General features: G+C 46.3%; 11 protein-coding genes. 5 read left to right on the plus strand and 6 right to left on the minus strand.

Annotated features, from left to right (window positions below; translation table 11 throughout):
* Positions 1-114: 114 nt before the first annotated feature.
* Positions 115-2,682: a penicillin-binding protein 1A gene (locus DBX26_RS13745; protein ID WP_118119495.1), complete on the plus strand. Its 2,568-nt coding sequence runs from the start codon at positions 115-117 to the stop codon at positions 2,680-2,682.
* A 62-nt stretch (positions 2,683-2,744) separates the two neighbouring features.
* On the opposite strand, the gene oxyR is transcribed toward DBX26_RS13745, so the two are convergent.
* Positions 2,745-3,653: a DNA-binding transcriptional regulator OxyR gene (oxyR, locus tag DBX26_RS13750; RefSeq protein WP_118119497.1), complete on the minus strand. Its 909-nt coding sequence runs from the start codon at positions 3,651-3,653 to the stop codon at positions 2,745-2,747.
* Positions 3,654-3,811: 158 nt separating this feature from the next.
* Here oxyR and DBX26_RS13755 point away from each other — a divergent pair, with 158 nt between their 5' ends.
* Positions 3,812-4,540 carry a redoxin family protein gene (locus DBX26_RS13755; protein ID WP_014233155.1) on the plus strand — a complete coding sequence of 243 codons (729 nt, stop codon included), beginning with the start codon at positions 3,812-3,814 and terminating at the stop codon, positions 4,538-4,540.
* A 213-nt stretch (positions 4,541-4,753) separates the two neighbouring features.
* Here DBX26_RS13755 and argH read toward each other — a convergent pair whose 3' ends face one another.
* From argH to argC, 4 genes are all read right to left on the minus strand, one after another.
* Positions 4,754-6,628 (minus strand): argininosuccinate lyase, encoded by a 1,875-nt coding sequence (argH, locus tag DBX26_RS13760; RefSeq protein ID WP_118119499.1) that lies wholly within the window; start codon positions 6,626-6,628, stop codon positions 4,754-4,756.
* A gap of 246 nt (positions 6,629-6,874) precedes the next feature.
* A complete protein-coding gene (locus DBX26_RS13765) occupies positions 6,875-8,089 on the minus strand; it encodes an argininosuccinate synthase (protein ID WP_118119501.1) in 1,215 nt (404 codons plus the stop codon).
* Between the two features lie 89 nt (positions 8,090-8,178).
* Positions 8,179-8,970, minus strand: coding sequence for an acetylglutamate kinase (gene argB, locus DBX26_RS13770; RefSeq protein ID WP_014233158.1), 792 nt, complete (start codon positions 8,968-8,970; stop codon positions 8,179-8,181).
* A 21-nt stretch (positions 8,971-8,991) separates the two neighbouring features.
* Positions 8,992-9,996: an N-acetyl-gamma-glutamyl-phosphate reductase gene (gene argC / locus DBX26_RS13775; protein ID WP_020334620.1), complete on the minus strand. Its 1,005-nt coding sequence runs from the start codon at positions 9,994-9,996 to the stop codon at positions 8,992-8,994.
* Positions 9,997-10,140: 144 nt separating this feature from the next.
* Here argC and argE point away from each other — a divergent pair, with 144 nt between their 5' ends.
* From argE to DBX26_RS13790, 3 genes are all read left to right on the plus strand, one after another.
* On the plus strand, positions 10,141-11,277 hold the full coding sequence (gene argE, locus DBX26_RS13780) for an acetylornithine deacetylase (RefSeq protein WP_118119503.1): 1,137 nt from the start codon (positions 10,141-10,143) through the stop codon (positions 11,275-11,277).
* 277 nt (positions 11,278-11,554) lie between these two features.
* Complete coding sequence (gene ppc, locus DBX26_RS13785; protein WP_014233161.1) at positions 11,555-14,188, plus strand: phosphoenolpyruvate carboxylase; 2,634 nt, start codon at positions 11,555-11,557, stop codon at positions 14,186-14,188.
* Positions 14,189-14,629: 441 nt separating this feature from the next.
* Entirely contained in the window at positions 14,630-15,169 is a 540-nt protein-coding gene (locus DBX26_RS13790) for a PadR family transcriptional regulator (RefSeq protein ID WP_014233162.1), read from the plus strand.
* 76 nt (positions 15,170-15,245) lie between these two features.
* Here the strand turns inward: DBX26_RS13790 and metF are convergent, their stop codons facing one another.
* The gene (gene metF, locus DBX26_RS13795) at positions 15,246-16,142 is read right to left on the minus strand and encodes a methylenetetrahydrofolate reductase (protein ID WP_014233163.1); all 897 of its coding nucleotides are present in this window, start codon (positions 16,140-16,142) and stop codon (positions 15,246-15,248) included.
* Between the last annotated feature and the right edge of the window lie 217 nt (positions 16,143-16,359).

Here is a 16,359-nt window from a genome sequence, read left to right on the forward strand (position 1 = left end):
GCAAAGGTTGTTATTAACGCCCAAATAAGAGTTAATATCTCTATGTGCTAAATTTTTGACCTAAGAGTACAAGGGTTTGCAGTTACACAGCCTCAACCAATCAGGGATTCTCCGGTGAAGTTCATAAAGCGTTTATTTTTATTAACATTGATTTGCATAATTCTTGGAGTCACCACTATTTTTGGCTTCTATCAGTACGTGAAGCCTGAATTACCAGATGTTGCAACTCTAAAAGACGTTGAATTACAAACACCTATGCAGGTGTTTAGTCAAGACGGGAAGCTGATCGCACAGTTCGGTGAAAAGCGTCGCATTCCTGTAACTTATGATGAAATTCCTCAAGACTTGATTCATGCGTTAATCGCAACAGAAGACAGCCGTTTTTACGAGCATCCTGGTATCGACCCAATCGGTATCACTCGTGCTGCAGTAGTCGTTGCGCTTTCTGGTTCAGCAAAGCAAGGGGCGAGTACCATTACTCAGCAGTTGGCGCGTAATTTCTTCTTATCAAATGAGAAGAAACTCATGCGTAAAATTAAAGAGATTTTCATCGCAATCCACATTGAGCAACTGCTGAGTAAGCAAGAGATCATGGAACTTTACGTTAACAAGATCTTCCTCGGTTACCGCTCATATGGTTTTGGTGCAGCTGCGCAGGTTTACTTTGGTAAAAGTCTCAACGATCTGACACTCAGTGAAATCGCAACGTTAGCTGGTATGCCAAAAGCGCCATCAACCATGAACCCGATTTACTCATTAGAGCGTGCAACTAATCGTCGTAACGTCGTCTTAATGCGTATGCTGGATGAGGATTACATCACTCAAGAACAGTACGATGAGGCTCGTAATGAACCGATCGTAGCGCGTTATCACAGTGCGGAGATCGAGTTATCGGCACCGTATGTTGCTGAGTTAGCTCGTGCTTGGGCAGTGAAAGAGTTCGGTGAAGAAAAAGCTTACACGTCAGGTATGAACATCTACATGACGGTAGATTCAAAACTTCAGGATGCCGCAAACGCTGCTGCCGTAAATAACCTGCTCGCCTACGATGAACGTCATGGTTATCGTGGTGCCGAAAAAGCGCTTTGGAAAAAAGGGGAAAGTGCCTGGGATACCGAGCAAATTGAACAGCACCTTAAGAAGCAGCCTACCTACGGCGACCTTTCTCCTGCAGTAGTAACCAAAGTAGAAGGGAAAACGGCACAGGTATGGGTGAAGAACAACCAGATGCAAACGATCCCTTGGTCAGGAATGAACTGGGCACGTAAATACCTAACGGATAATCGTCAGGGCTCCGCACCAAAATCAGCGCAGGATATCCTCTCTGAAGGTGAGCAGATTTGGGTTCGTGAGATGAGCTCTAGCGATGACGAAGGTAATACGGTACACAATTGGAAGCTGAGTCAGGTTCCGAATGCCAATACTGCGTTTGTCGCCATGAATCCAGAAAACGGCGCTATCTTGTCTATGGTGGGTGGCTTTAACTTTATCCATAGCAAGTTTAACCGTGCAACCATGTCGGTACGTCAGGTAGGTTCGAGTATCAAACCGTTCATTTATTCTGCCGCTATCGATAAAGGCCTGACGCTGGCGACGCTCGTCAACGATGCACCTATTAACAAATGGGATGCTGGCTCTGGTTCTGCATGGCGACCAAAAAATTCACCGCCTACTTACGGTGGTCCAACTCGCCTTCGTATCGGCCTTGCTCAATCTAAGAACGTAATGGCTGTTCGTACACTACGCGAAGTGGGTCTGGATGAAACACGTCAATACCTAACACGTTTTGGTTTTGATATTAACGATGTTCCGCGCTCAGAAACCATTGCTCTTGGTGCTGGTAGCTTAACGCCGATGAAAGTCGCGCAAGGTTATTCCGTATTTGCCAACGGCGGTTACTACGTCGAACCGTTCTATGTCGACCGAATTGAAGATGCGTTCGGTGAAGTTCTGTTTAAAGCAAACCCTAAGAGCGTTTGTAAGCAGAACTGCCCACAAGTCGTCGAACAATACACCGAAGATCGCTTTGCGAATGAGTTTGGTGAACAAGATGTCGAGATTGAAGGGTTAGCAACAGACAACGCGCTAGACAGTGATGAACCACAATACGCCCCTCAAGTTATTTCACAAGAAAATGCATTCCTGATGCGTGAAATGATGTACAGCAATATTTGGGGTGGCGGTGACTGGCGAGAAGGCACTGGTTGGAATGGCACAGGTTGGCGTGCACAATCTTTGAAACGTCGTGATATTGGCGGTAAGACGGGTACAACGAATGACTCTAAAGATGCCTGGTATAATGGATATGGCCCAGGTGTTGTAGCTGTCGCCTGGGTTGGCTTTGACGACCACTCACGAGCGCTTGGCCGTGCTACGGTGAACAGTAACCTCGGTCAAGGCCAAGTATCTGGTGCAGAGGCTGGCGGTAAAACAGCCGAGCCAGCTTGGATCGACTTTATGCGTGTGGCGCTTGAAAACACACCAGAGCAGAGTAAACAGGTTCCGGACAACATTGTACAAGTGCGCATTGATCGCAGCAGCGGCATGCTGACCGACAATGTCGATGGCAGCTCTATGATGGAATACTTCGAGAAAGGCACAGAGCCAACCGAATACTCAGGTAGCTTCTTGGAAGACAGTATTTACTCCAGCGGTGGTGGAGCAACCGAAGAACTGTTCTAAAACCTGCACAATAAACAACAAGGGGAGCTAATAGCTCCCCTTTTTTTATCAACTCATCGCTATTATGCGGCAATAGAGGATGGGTAACTCGCCAGAATATCTTTGATCTTCGCCGCAAGTGCTTCAAAGCGTGCACGCAGTGGTGAGCCAGGACGGTACACCAGAACAATTTTACGAGTGGGCGTCGGATTTACCGCTGGAATGTAACTAACGCCATCTTTTTGCTTTTCATGTGGCAGTGATAGCTGAGGTAGCAAAGTGATCCCAGCGCCTGCAGCCACCATATTACGCAGCGTCTCTAAACTCGTGGCTTTGAATCGCTCATCATCTTTTGCACCTGCCGCAAAACAAAAGCCTAGCGCCTGATCACGCAAGCAGTGGCCATCTCCGAGAGCCAGTACCGTCTTACCCTTAAGTGACATCATGTCAATTTGATCCAACGATGCCCATTCATGATCGCAAGGCACTGCCACACTTAACGGCTCGTTATACACCTCGATCTCTTTGAATGGTTCGGTTTCTGCCACGGACGCCAGTACCAGACAATCCAACTTACCATCTTCCAACTGATGCACCAGTTGCTGGGTTTGCGCTTCATGCAGGAATAACTCCAGATCCGGAAATTCAACTTTTAGATCTGGCAGGATTTTAGGTAATAAGTAAGGACCGACTGTAGGTATAAAGCCAATATGCAATGGACCGGTCATCGCGCCATTTTGGCCGCTCGCCATATCCTTAAACATTTTCACTTCACTTAAAATACGTTTTGCTTGATCCACCAGTTGTAAACCAGAGTCAGTAAACAGCACTCGGCGGCTGCTGCGCTCCAAAAGCGTTGTTCCAAGCTCGTCTTCTAACTTACGAATTTGTCCGCTAAGGGTCGGCTGGCTGACAAAACATGCTTCTGCCGCCTTACGGAAGTGTTTATGTTCCGCAAGCGCGACGAGGTACTCAAAGTCCCTAATATTCATAACACACGATTCGCTTCTATTTAGTGATAGTTAACACCTATCAAAACCATAACACTAAACGATTACAGCTATCAAAAGATTTTTATCATAATAAGCCTAATCAAACAGAACAGACACGAGCCGAACGCTCACGACTAAAAAGAATTAAAAGGAACACTATGTCTATCTCTAAAGAAGGTCAGAACATCCCACAAGTTACTTTCCCTACTCGTCAAAACGGCAGCTGGGTTAATCTCACCACGGATGAGCTTTTCAAAAACAAAACGGTCATCGTATTCAGTTTACCAGGCGCGTTTACTCCGACTTGTTCTTCAAGCCATTTGCCTCGCTACAACGAACTGCTTCCAGTATTTAAAGAGCACGGCGTGGATGAAATTTTATGTGTATCAGTCAATGACACGTTTGTAATGAACGCATGGAAACAAGAGCAAGAAGCGGAAAACATTACCTTCATACCTGACGGCAACGGTGAATTCACCGAGGGTATGGGAATGCTGGTTGATAAAAGTGAACTAGGCTTTGGTAAACGCTCTTGGCGCTACAGCATGTTGGTAAAAAATGGTGTGGTTGAAAAAATGTTTGTTGAACCTAATGAGCCAGGCGACCCGTTTAAAGTGTCAGATGCGGATACAATGCTCAACTACATCGCTCCTGACTACAAGACGCAGGAATCAATTACGGTCTTCACCAAGCCAGGTTGCCCATTCTGCGTGAAAGCGAAGCAGAACCTTATTGATAAAGGGCTTCAGTATGAAGAAGTGATCCTAGGTAAAGATGCAACGACAGTAAGCCTACGCGCGATTTCAGGCCGCACTACTGTGCCTCAGGTATTCATTGGTGGCCGACTCATTGGCGGCAGCGAAGAGCTGGAAACCTACTTAGGCTAAACCAGCCTCATTACTCAAATTACAGATAGAAAAAAGCCCCAAAATCAATATCGATTCTGGGGCTCTCTTAGATTCTTCTAAGAAAAAGCAGTGGTACTTTAATAGACCCGGCTTCCTCTTAAAGGTTCCATCTTTTTTCGAATTTTTTAGCAAATACTTATGTAACGATATCGCCACTCAGTTATGTCGTTGAATGCTAAAACGATCGACCATTTATGCTACATAACTTTTCTGGATCAACTGCTCGACCAAATTGATCTCCAGCGCAACTTCATCACACGCATGTTGACGAGGGCACTGGTCACAGTCTTTCAGTACTTTCTCCGGTAATAGAGATTTCGAAGTCGGCACAAAGTTCTGTTTCATAAAGAACTCAGGTGTTCTTGTTAACACAAAGACTTTTTTGATCGCCATTTGACGGGCTTTTTCCACCAAGTAGTTCACAATCGCACTACCCTGCCCCTGGCCTTGCCAGCCAGCTTCAATGCCCAGAGAGCGGACCTCGGCTAACCCAGAGTCATAGACGTACAATGAAGCACAACCTGTAACTTCACCATGATGCTCTGCGACCGCAAATGAGCCAATATCGCGCACCAATTCATTACGAGAGCGTGGCAGGTTTTCACCCAGGTTAGCCCAGTAAGCGACCATACCTTCTAACGTCTCGATGTCAGTCAGACGCGCAGGACGTACTTTAACTGCCGCATTATCACGCTGAATTAAACGCTTGTCTGCCTGATCAACCGCATAAGCCACTTGCTGTGGTGACACACCACCAAGCGCACAACGTTTTTCAAGACAAGATTCGATAGTAAGAATCTCATACACATCATCTTCAATGACGTCAGAGAATACTTTCAGCTCTTCTAAAGACAGCTCTTCAAGCGCGCAGCCTTTCTCAATCGCACCGACTACGGCAACACCAACAATATGGTGAGCTACACGGAATGGAATACCTTTCGCAACTAGGTAATCAGCCAGCTCAGTCGCATTCGCATAACCCTGCTTCGCCGCTTCCAGCGTTCTTTCACCATTGACTTTGATACCATCGAAACACAACGCTGCCATTTCCATGCAATCGTTCCAGGTATCTAATGCGTCAAACAAACCTTCTTTGTCTTCCTGCATGTCTTTGTTGTATGCCAGTGGCAGCGCTTTAACGGTCATCATCATCGCAGAAAGCGCACCGTAAACACGGCCAGTTTTGCCACGGATTAACTCAAGTGCATCTGGGTTTTTCTTCTGTGGCATCAATGATGAACCAGAAGTCACCGTATCAGCCAACTCGATGAAGTTCGACTCACCTGAGTTGTAGAAAATCATATCTTCAGCCAGACGCGAAAGGTGCAGCATTGAAATAGAAGCAACAGACATTAGCTCCATCACGTGGTCGCGGTCTGATACCGAATCCAGTGAGTTACGCGTTGCACGGTGGAAACCAAGATTGTGCGCTAGTTGCTCACGGTTAATTGGGTAAGCAGTACCCGCCAGTGCACCAGAACCCAGTGGACAGGTGTCTAAACGCTGTAGTGCGTCACTCAAACGAGAGTGGTCACGCTCAAACATTTCAACGTAAGCCAGACACCAGTGCGCAAAAGTCACAGGTTGTGCACGTTGAAGGTGAGTGTAACCTGGCAATACCGTGCCTTGGTGTTGCTTAGCAACGTGGACCATTTGCGATTGCAGACGATCTAAAGCAATCAATAATTGCTGACCTTGTTGACGACACCAAAGCTTAAGGTCGGTGGCTACCTGATCGTTACGTGAACGGCCAGTATGAAGTTTTTTACCTAAGTCACCCACTTTACCGATAAGTTGCTGCTCAACCCAAGAGTGGATGTCTTCTGCGTCAGAGCCTAGGATCTGATGCGGATCTTCCATCACTTCAAGTTTCAGCTCGTTTAAAGCGAGTTCAAGTTTCTGTTGTTCTTCTGCCGACAGCACATCGACAGACAGCAATGCCTTAGACCATGCAATTGAGCCTACAATGTCTTGCTCAGCCAATCGGTAGTCGAAACGCAACGAATCGTTGAATTCTTTGAATCTGGTATCTGCTGCTTGGGTAAATCTTCCGCCCCATAATGCCATTGCGTCTCTCCTGATGACTATTGCTAACTCTAAAGTACTCTAATTAGTGATGACTAAATTGATGGTCATTTGCTCACTTTTTCTTATAGGCCAACGTTACGGCAATTTGAAGAAAAAATAAAGTATAAATTCAATATTTTTACATATCTATTCACGATAATTTAGTTTCATACACATAAAAACGCGTTGAAAACAAAAAGACCTGCCAATCAATGGCAGGTCTTTTTAATCAATGATGAAATATGCTTATTTCTTCTGGCTGTTCAGAGCGCGGATACGGCTTGATAGCGAGTAAAGACGGATGAAACCACCAGCATGGCTTTGGTCGTAAACCTCGTCTGCACCGAAGGTTGCAAACTCTTCTGAGTACAAGCTGTTGTCAGAACGTTTTTGAGTAACCGTTGCCTGACCTTTGTATAGCTTAACAACCACTTCGCCATTAACATCTTGAGCAAGCTCTTCTGAAGCCGCTAGGATTGACTTACATAGTGGCGTGAACCAACGACCATCGTACACAAGGTGAGAGGCTTTAAGACCTAGCTCTTCACGGAATTCGAATGATGATTTGTCTAGCACTAGCTGCTCAACGGCACGTAGCGCTTCCATCATGATGGTGCCTCCAGGAGTTTCGTAACAACCACGAGACTTCATACCTACCAAACGGTTTTCTACGATATCGATACGACCAACACCGTGCTTCGCACCTTTCTCGTTTAGGTAAACTAGCGCATTGTATGGCGTCATTGCTTCGCCATCTACTGCAACCACGGCACCTTTCTCAACTTTTAGCGTCACGTATTCAGCTTCGTTTGGTGCTTGCTCAGGATCAACTGTCCATACCCAGCAGTCTTCGTTTGGTGCATTCCAAGTGTCTTCTAGCACGCCACCTTCGGTTGAGATGTGCCATGCGTTTGCGTCACGTGAGTAAATCTTAGTCAGAGACGCTGAACAAGGAATGTTACGCTCAGCCAGGTAATCCAGACATTGCTCACGGCTTACTAAATCCCATTCACGCCAAGGCGCGATAACATGTAGATCTGGTGCTAGTGCTGCAAACGCACCTTCAAAACGAACCTGGTCGTTACCTTTACCAGTACAACCGTGACACAGTGCGTCAGCGCCAACTTTACGAGCCACTTCAACCTGCGCTTTCGCGATGATTGGACGCGCCATTGAAGTACCTAGCAGGTATTTACCTTCGTAGTAAGCGCCAGTTTTTAGCGTTGGGTAGACGTAGTCTGCAACCATCTCTTCTTTCAGGTCAGCGATGTAACATTCAGATGCACCTGATGCTTTCGCTTTCGCTTCAATGCCTTCTAGCTCTTCTGCGCCTTGGCCTACATCAGCGACAAACGCCACAACTTCACAGTTGTAGTTCTCTTTTAGCCACGGGATGATTACTGAAGTATCTAGACCGCCTGAGTATGCGACTACTACTTTATTTACGTTCACTTTGCTCATTTTTTTCTCCAAATTTAACTGGCTCTGCTCTCGGCGGTCAGTGCCAACTACTTCCTAATGTTTAATTCTTTAAATTCTTTACTGCGACGTTATTGAGGCAGAAATTGCGTACCGATGCTCTGACCAGCAAATAGCTGCTCCAGCTTTTCAGGGTAACGCCAGGTTGCTACTTCGATAGGACGACCAAGATCATTGGCAGCCTCCAAAGCGGCTTTAACTTTGACGATCATGCCGTCAGTGATCACATGACCTTCGATCAATGCATCGGCTTCTTTTTCAGACAAGCTTTTGATCAAGTGACCTTTGCCATCCAAAACACCGCTTACATCTGAAAGTAGAACCAACTCCGCATCCAGTGCACCAGCAACCGCAACGGCCGCTTGATCCGCATTGACGTTCATCAGTTGACCTTCTTTTGTCAGGCCAATTGAACTGATGATTGGCAGCGCGCCAGTGTTTAAGATCGCTTGGATCAGTGTTGAATCACCCGGAGAGGCTTTACCTACTGCGCCCAACTCCGGATCGAGTTCTTCTACCTGACATAAACCGCCATCCGCTAAGCTCATGCCCACTGCGTTAAGACCATCTGCAATCGCCTGACCTTGTAGTAACTTATTTGCTGTACCCGCTAGTGCTCCGGCAATAACTGGGATTTGATCGTATGGCGTCACGCGTAATCCGTGCTTCTTTACGGTTTCGAGCTGCAACTTGCTCATTAGCTCGTCCACCAAGTAGCCACCGCCATGAACGATGGCGATTTGTCGCTGCGCCGAACTTTGATAGGCCGCGATGGCACCAAAAAGTTGGCTTAAGGTTTTTGTGCAAGATAAAGCTGCACCGCCTAGCTTAATGACTAATGGAGCTTGATTGGTTTGCGTCATTGCTTTTCCCTCTATCAACGACTACAGCAACGCTGTCAGTTCTGGGTAACCGTAATGAATATTTAAACATTGCATCGCTTGACTTGATGCACCTTTGAGTAGGTTGTCGATGGCAGAAATCACAATCACGTGTTCGCCTTGAACCTTCCAGCCGATATCGCAGAAAGGCGTATTTTCAACATCCTGAATACGTGGAATACCATCGCCTTTTAGACGTACCGCAGGCTTGCCTTGATACGCTTGTTCGAACGCCTGAGTCACTTGCTCTGCAGTCACACCTGCTGACAACTTCATTGTGATAGTGGCAAGAATGCCACGCTTAAAGTTGCCCAGATGAGGCGTAAAAATCACATCACAACCCAAGTGTTGAGCGATCTCTGGTTGGTGACGGTGGTTGAACACTCCGTAAGGTTGCAGGCTCACTTCGCAGAAGCTGTTGGTCATCGACGCTTTTCTGCCTGCACCAGATACGCCACTCGTCGCGTTGATCACTGGCCATTGTTGAGTATCCAATAAACCACCTTCTAAAAGGGGCTTGATGGCCAATTGCGATGCTGTTGGGTAGCAGCCAGCTACCGCAACTAAAGGAGTGTTTTTAATTGCTTCGAAGTTCCACTCCGCTAAGCCGTACACCGCTTTATCTAGCCAGTTGTTAAATTGATGCTTGAAGCCATAGAACGTGTCGTAAAAGCCTTCGCTCTGAACACGGAACGCGCCAGATAAATCGAAAACCTGACATCCGGCATCAAGGAAAATTGGGGCGAGGTCATGGCTGACTTCATGTGCTGTTGCTAAAAACACCACATCAGATTCTTCAGCCACTTGTTTTGGATCGGTTAACGGATTCACTGGCATATCGATAACGCCAGCTAACTTACCGTGCAGTTGGGCAATACTTTTTCCTGCATCTACACTGTTGGCGGAAACGTATAAACCTGATAGCGTGAGTTCTGGGTGTTTGTTAACCATTAAAGCTAACTCTGCGCCGGTGTAACCGCTGGCTCCGATAATCGTGGTTTTTAGCATTCTATAACATCCGTAAACTTAAAGGCTCAAGTGACTATTCATATTTAATTTTTGCTATATTTTGATTTTTTATTCATTAAATATGATTTAATATGTGTTTTACAGTTTTGTGCTCTGTCTGTCAATAGGAGATTTGAAGAATCCATGCAATTACCAACGTTTCTAGAGGTCTATGAAGGACTCATCAGCACCTCTTCGATCAGCTCCACCGACCCAAAATGGGACCAAGGCAATGCCAAAGTCATCGAGAAACTCGCATCCTGGTTCAAAGATCTTGGGTTCAGTGTTGAGGTGGTCGAAGTCGAACCAGGCAAACACAATATGATCGCACGTATGGGCGAAGGCGAAGGTGGCCTCCTCTTAGCCGGCCACAGCGACACGGTGCCATTTGATGAAGGGCGCTGGAACTTCGACCCGCATAAACTGACTGAAAAAGACAACCGCTTTTACGGTCTGGGTACGGCAGACATGAAAGGCTTCTTTGCCTTCATTTATGAAGCCGTCAAGAAAGTCGATTGGAGTAAACAGAAGAAGCCACTTTATGTATTAGCGACCTGTGATGAAGAAACCACGATGTTAGGTGCTAGACACTTTACCGCTAATGCGCCGTTTAAACCGGACTACTGCATTATTGGCGAACCGACCAGCCTGGTTCCAATTCGTGGCCATAAAGGTCATGTCGCCAACGCCATTCGTGTGACGGGTAAATCAGGCCATTCATCCGATCCTGCGCTTGGCGTTAACGCCATTGAGATCATGTATGAAGTGATGTTTGCCATGATGCAGCTACGCGATAAGTTAATTAAAGAGTACCACCACCCGGGTTTTGCTATCCCTAACCCAACCTTGAACTTAGGCCATATTCACGGTGGTGACAGTGCAAACCGTATTTGTGGCTGCTGCGAATTGCATTACGACGTTCGCCCATTACCTGGCATTAGCTTAGATAGTCTGGAGAACATGCTGCGCGGAGCTTTAAAAGAAGTGGAAGCCAAATGGCCGGGACGTATTGAGATAGTACCTCTGCACGAATCCATTCCGGGTTACGAGTGTCCTCATGACCACCCGTTCATTGGCGGTGTAGAAGAACTGTGTGAAACCAGCTCTCAAACCGTGAACTACTGTACAGAAGCGCCATTTCTACAGGAACTGTGTCCAACCTTGGTACTTGGACCGGGCTCTATCGATCAGGCCCACCAACCAGATGAGTTTCTTGCTTTTGATTTTATTGACCCGACCATTGATGTACTGTCTAAAGCAATGGTCAAATACTGTTGTTAGCGAAATAAAAAGACAACGTACCTGTACAGCTCCGATGAGCTGTACAGACGGTTCTTTATCACCACAATGAGTTAACCGTTAACACTAATTTAACTTGTTATTTTGTAATTAATTTTCATTTATTACGCCATAGGCCTAGTAACTTTGCTCTAAATCAGGAGAGAAGCGGAATAATTACAAACATAGTCGGCTTTATTTGACTAGAACTGGTGCTTTTCGCTAGATTGGTGTCTTAACAAGGACAATGGATGTAGTTTTTTTACGAGGCAGGACGACAATGAACGAGAAATACGCCGCACTCAAAAGCAATGTGCGCATGTTAGGCCACTTACTGGGTAATACCATTCACGATGCCCATGGCGAAGAAATCTTCGAGAAAGTGGAAACTATTCGTAAATTATCCAAATCAGCCCAAGCAGGAAACCAAGCAGACAAAGAAAGCTTGATAGAAGAAATTAAACACCTTCCTGATGAGCAATTGACACCAGTCACTCGAGCTTTTAACCAATTTCTAAATCTCACGAATATTGCTGAGCAATACCACACAATTTCACGTCACTGTGAAGAGCACATCTGCGAACCAGACGCGATCAACTCGCTATTTTCTAAACTGGTACAAAACGATGTTAGCAAGCTTGATACCGCTCAGGCTGTACGTGACCTGAATATTGAACTGGTACTGACGGCTCACCCAACTGAAATCACTCGTCGCACCATGATCAACAAACTGGTGAAAATCAACGAGTGTTTATCAAAGCTAGAGTTAAGCGACCTTTCATCGAAAGAGCGCAAGAAAACTGAACGTCGTCTGGAACAGCTGATTGCCCAAGGCTGGCACTCAGACGTCATCCGCCAACAACGCCCGACACCGCTTGATGAAGCGAAATGGGGCTTTGCTGTTGTAGAAAACTCACTATGGGAAGCCGTACCTGAGTTTTTACGCGAGATGAACGATCGTCTGGAATCTTATCTTGGCGAAGGTTTACCAATCGACGCACGTCCGGTGCATTTCTCCTCTTGGATGGGCGGCGACCGTGACGGCAACCCGTTTGTTACGCACAGCATCACGCGTGAAGTTCTGCTTCTATCGCGTTGGAAGGCGGCAGATCTTTATCTAAATGACATCAACGAACTGATCAGTGAACTGTCGATGACAGTCAGCAACGATCAAGTGCGTGAACTGGCTGGCGATGATCAACACGAACCATACCGTGCGATCCTCAAGCAGCTTCGCTCTCTGCTCAACGAAACCAAAGATATTCTTGATGCGAAGATCAATGGTCAGAAACTAGCAGTCAAAGCACCACTACAAAAAGTAGAACAGCTTTGGGAACCTCTATACGCGTGTTACCAATCACTACACGAGTGTGGTATGGGTGTAATCGCAGATGGCTCATTGCTTGATACTCTGCGCCGCGTGAAAGCATTTGGTGTTCACCTAGTTCGTCTGGATATTCGTCAGGAAAGTACTCGTCACGCAGATGCACTATCTGAGTTGACTCGCCATCTTGGTATTGGCGACTACCAGCAGTGGAGTGAACAAGACAAGCTTGCGTTCCTAACTAATGAGCTGGCTTCCAAACGCCCACTTCTACCTCGTGACTGGGAACCATCTGAACCAGTTCAAGAGGTTTTGGACACCTGTAAGATCATTGCTGCACAATCTCGTGAAGCATTCGGTGCTTACGTCATCTCCATGGCACGTACCGCGTCAGACGTTCTGGCAGTTCACTTACTGCTACAAGAATCTGGCTGTCCTTACCGTATGGATGTCTGTCCTCTGTTTGAAACCCTGGACGACTTGAATAACGCTGAGTCAGTTATTAAACAACTGATGGATATCGACCTATACCGTGGCTTTATCCAAAACCACCAAATGGTCATGATTGGCTACTCTGACTCAGCAAAAGATGCGGGTGTTATGTCTGCAGGCTGGGCTCAGTACCATGCAATGGAGTCTCTGGTTAAAGTTGCTGAAGAGGAAGGCGTGGAACTGACATTATTCCACGGTCGTGGTGGTACGGTTGGTCGTGGTGGTGCTCCTGCGCATGCTGCGTTACTGTCTCAGCCACCTAAGAGTCTTAAAGGTGGTCTGCGTGTTACCGAGCAAGGCGAGATGATTCGCTTTAAGCTGGGTCTACCAGACGTTGCCGTAAACAGCTTTAACCTATACGCCAGTGCGATTCTGGAAGCGAACCTGCTACCGCCACCAGAGCCAAAACAAGAGTGGCGTGATCTGATGGAAGTGCTGTCTCAGGTGAGCTGTGAAGCGTACCGTAGTGTTGTACGCGGCGAACCAGATTTTGTACCTTACTTCCGTCAGGCGACCCCAGAACTGGAACTCGGTAAACTGCCACTGGGATCGCGCCCTGCGAAGCGTAACCCTAAAGGTGGTGTAGAGAGCTTACGCGCCATTCCATGGATCTTCTCATGGAGCCAAAACCGTTTGGTTCTGCCAGCATGGTTAGGTGCCGGTGAAGCAATCCAGTACTCGATCGACAAAGGTCATCAAGCGTTACTGGAAGAGATGTGTCGTGAGTGGCCATTCTTCTCAACACGCCTTGGCATGTTAGAAATGGTGTACTCGAAGTGTAACATCGATATTTCTCGCTACTACGACCTGCGCTTGGTTGATGAGTCACTTCGTCCATTAGGCGAAAGATTACGAGAGCAGCTGCAGAAGGACATCAAAGCGGTTCTGAATGTAGAAAACAACGAGAACCTGATGCAACATGACCCTTGGGGTCTGGAGTCCATCCGCTTACGTAACATCTACGTTGAGCCATTGAATATGCTTCAAGCCGAGTTGCTGTATCGTACACGTCAAAATGAAGAAGCATCAGCAGACCTTGAAGAAGCGCTGATGGTGACTATTGCGGGTATCGCGGCAGGTATGCGTAACACTGGTTAAAATAGCCTGTTACTTGCAACAGATTATGATATAAAAGGCTGAGCAATCGCTCAGCCTTTCTTATACCCATCAAATTGAACAGCAATTAACCAGATAAACACCCTAAAAACACCCCAAAAAGAACCAATAAATCAGAATAAATAACCACAAAAATACATTACTGAGTATTATGTTAGTTTTTTAGTGTTATTCTTTCCTAGTATTCCACTTCATGCTTATTATTTATATACTACTCGCCTTGCTGAGAGCGAATAAATCCAACCATATCAGCTCCAGCCTCGATGGGTTCCACCCATCTTTCTAGGTGATAAACGGCTTTAAGGTGACAGGACCAACATTTGTTGGTGCTACTTATGCGTAAAAACTCAAAACGCCATTAAGAGCGCAGCTGAAAGTATAAGTAGCTTGTTTACAAGTTTATTGACCATTTGGATTGAAGACATGTCATTACCACACGTAATCTTAACTGTGCTTAGCACGCGCGATGCAACCGGTTACGATATCACAAAAGAATTCTCAGCTAGCATTGGTTACTTCTGGAAAGCGAGCCACCAGCAAGTTTACCGTGAGCTAAACAAAATGGCTGAGAAAGAACTGGTTACTTGCGTACTAGAGCCTCAAGAAGGCAAACCAGACCGTAAAGTGTACTCCATCACAGATGCTGGACGTAGCGCACTAGGTGAATGGTTTGATCAGCCAACTGCACACCCAACAGTTCGTGACGAGTTCTCAGCGAAGCTGATGGCTTGTGCTGTGCAACCTTCTGCACCTTTCCGTGAGCAACTATCTGAACTGGTTGAAGAGTCACGCAAACTGGTTTCTCACTACAAAGAAATCGAAGCTGCATACTACGCGACGCCGTCTACTCTGGATAAACAAGCACGTCTGGAGCGCCTGACACTGCGCCGCAACCTTCTACTACGCGAAACGTGGATCACGTGGGCAGAAGAAGTGCTAACTGAACTTGAAGTTATCGGCTAATCCTCTTCAAACAGCTCATAGCTTAACAACAAAAAAGGCTTGCCATTGGGCAAGCCTTTTCTTTTTCACTCACGTTTTAGACTGCAACTTGAGGACGTACACCCAAGGTGTGGCACAACGCGTAAGTCATCTCAGCTCGGTTTAGAGTGTAAAAGTGGAAGTCTTTCACACCTTCACGGCTCAGTACACGCACCATATCAATCGCCTGACTTGCACCAACTAGTTGACGAGTAACCGGATCATCGTCCAGCCCTTCAAACTGTTTGCTCATCCAGCCTGGAACTTTTACGTTATTCTGCGCAGCAAAGCGAGACGCCTGTTTAAAGTTAGATACTGGCAAGATACCCGGTACGATTTCTACGTCGATACCAGCGACAACACAGCGGTCACGAAAACGTAGGTAAGACTCTACATCGAAGAAAAACTGAGTAATCGCTCGGTTAGCACCTGCATCCACCTTACGCTTCAGGTTTAGCAGATCAGCCTGTGCGCTTTTTGCTTCAGGATGCACTTCTGGGAAAGCTGCAACTGAGATATCGAAATCATGACGAGACTTCAACAGTTCAACCAGGTCAGATGCGTACATATCAGGAGCGCCGCCACCTGGTGGAATATCACCACGTAGTGCGACGATATTTTCGATACCGTTGTTCCAGTAATCATCGGCAATCTCAATCAATTCTTCACGAGTCGCATCGATACAAGTCAGGTGCGGTGCTGCCACTAAGCCTGTTTCTGATTTGATTTCTTTGATGATGGAATGAGTTCTGTCACGCTCGCCTGAGTTAGCTCCGTAAGTAACTGATACAAACTTAGGCTTGAGTGTTTTTAGACGGTGCACAGAGTTCCATAGCGTCTCTTCCATCTTTTCATTGCTTGGCGGAAAAAACTCAAATGAAACATTAATATTGTCTGACAATTCAGCGATATTCTGGTTTAAGGCATCGATATGGCCTGCGTGCGTGTAACCCATCTTACTCTCCCTGTGGCAACCCGCCACGAAATCAAATTCTCAAATCGACGTTTAGACGTCTATATGTCTACAGAATGTATTGAATACGATTTAATGTCAACCTTGTGATTATGAATTTTTTTCACGTTAATGATGAGGATAGTTCAAGTTGATTATTGGCTAATATTTATCCACAAAAATAGTTCGCCAATAACGGTTCTGAGATTAATTATGGCAC

This window comes from Vibrio sp. dhg, assembly GCF_003443775.1.
Taxonomy (GTDB): Bacteria; Pseudomonadota; Gammaproteobacteria; order Enterobacterales; family Vibrionaceae; genus Vibrio; species Vibrio natriegens.

What these genes read in the sequence shown, in the direction of transcription:
- DBX26_RS13755 (WP_014233155.1), top strand. Translation starts at nt 3,812, where the DNA reads ATGTCTATCTCTAAAGAAGGTCAGAACATCCCACAAGTTACTTTCCCT.
- oxyR (WP_118119497.1), bottom strand. Translation starts at nt 3,653, where the DNA reads ATGAATATTAGGGACTTTGAGTACCTCGTCGCGCTTGCGGAACATAAA.
- argH (WP_118119499.1), bottom strand. Translation starts at nt 6,628, where the DNA reads ATGGCATTATGGGGCGGAAGATTTACCCAAGCAGCAGATACCAGATTC.
- DBX26_RS13765 (WP_118119501.1), bottom strand. Translation starts at nt 8,089, where the DNA reads ATGAGCAAAGTGAACGTAAATAAAGTAGTAGTCGCATACTCAGGCGGT.
- DBX26_RS13790 (WP_014233162.1), top strand. Translation starts at nt 14,630, where the DNA reads ATGTCATTACCACACGTAATCTTAACTGTGCTTAGCACGCGCGATGCA.
- argC (WP_020334620.1), bottom strand. Translation starts at nt 9,996, where the DNA reads ATGCTAAAAACCACGATTATCGGAGCCAGCGGTTACACCGGCGCAGAG.
- ppc (WP_014233161.1), top strand. Translation starts at nt 11,555, where the DNA reads ATGAACGAGAAATACGCCGCACTCAAAAGCAATGTGCGCATGTTAGGC.
- argB (WP_014233158.1), bottom strand. Translation starts at nt 8,970, where the DNA reads ATGACGCAAACCAATCAAGCTCCATTAGTCATTAAGCTAGGCGGTGCA.
- argE (WP_118119503.1), top strand. Translation starts at nt 10,141, where the DNA reads ATGCAATTACCAACGTTTCTAGAGGTCTATGAAGGACTCATCAGCACC.
- metF (WP_014233163.1), bottom strand. Translation starts at nt 16,142, where the DNA reads ATGGGTTACACGCACGCAGGCCATATCGATGCCTTAAACCAGAATATC.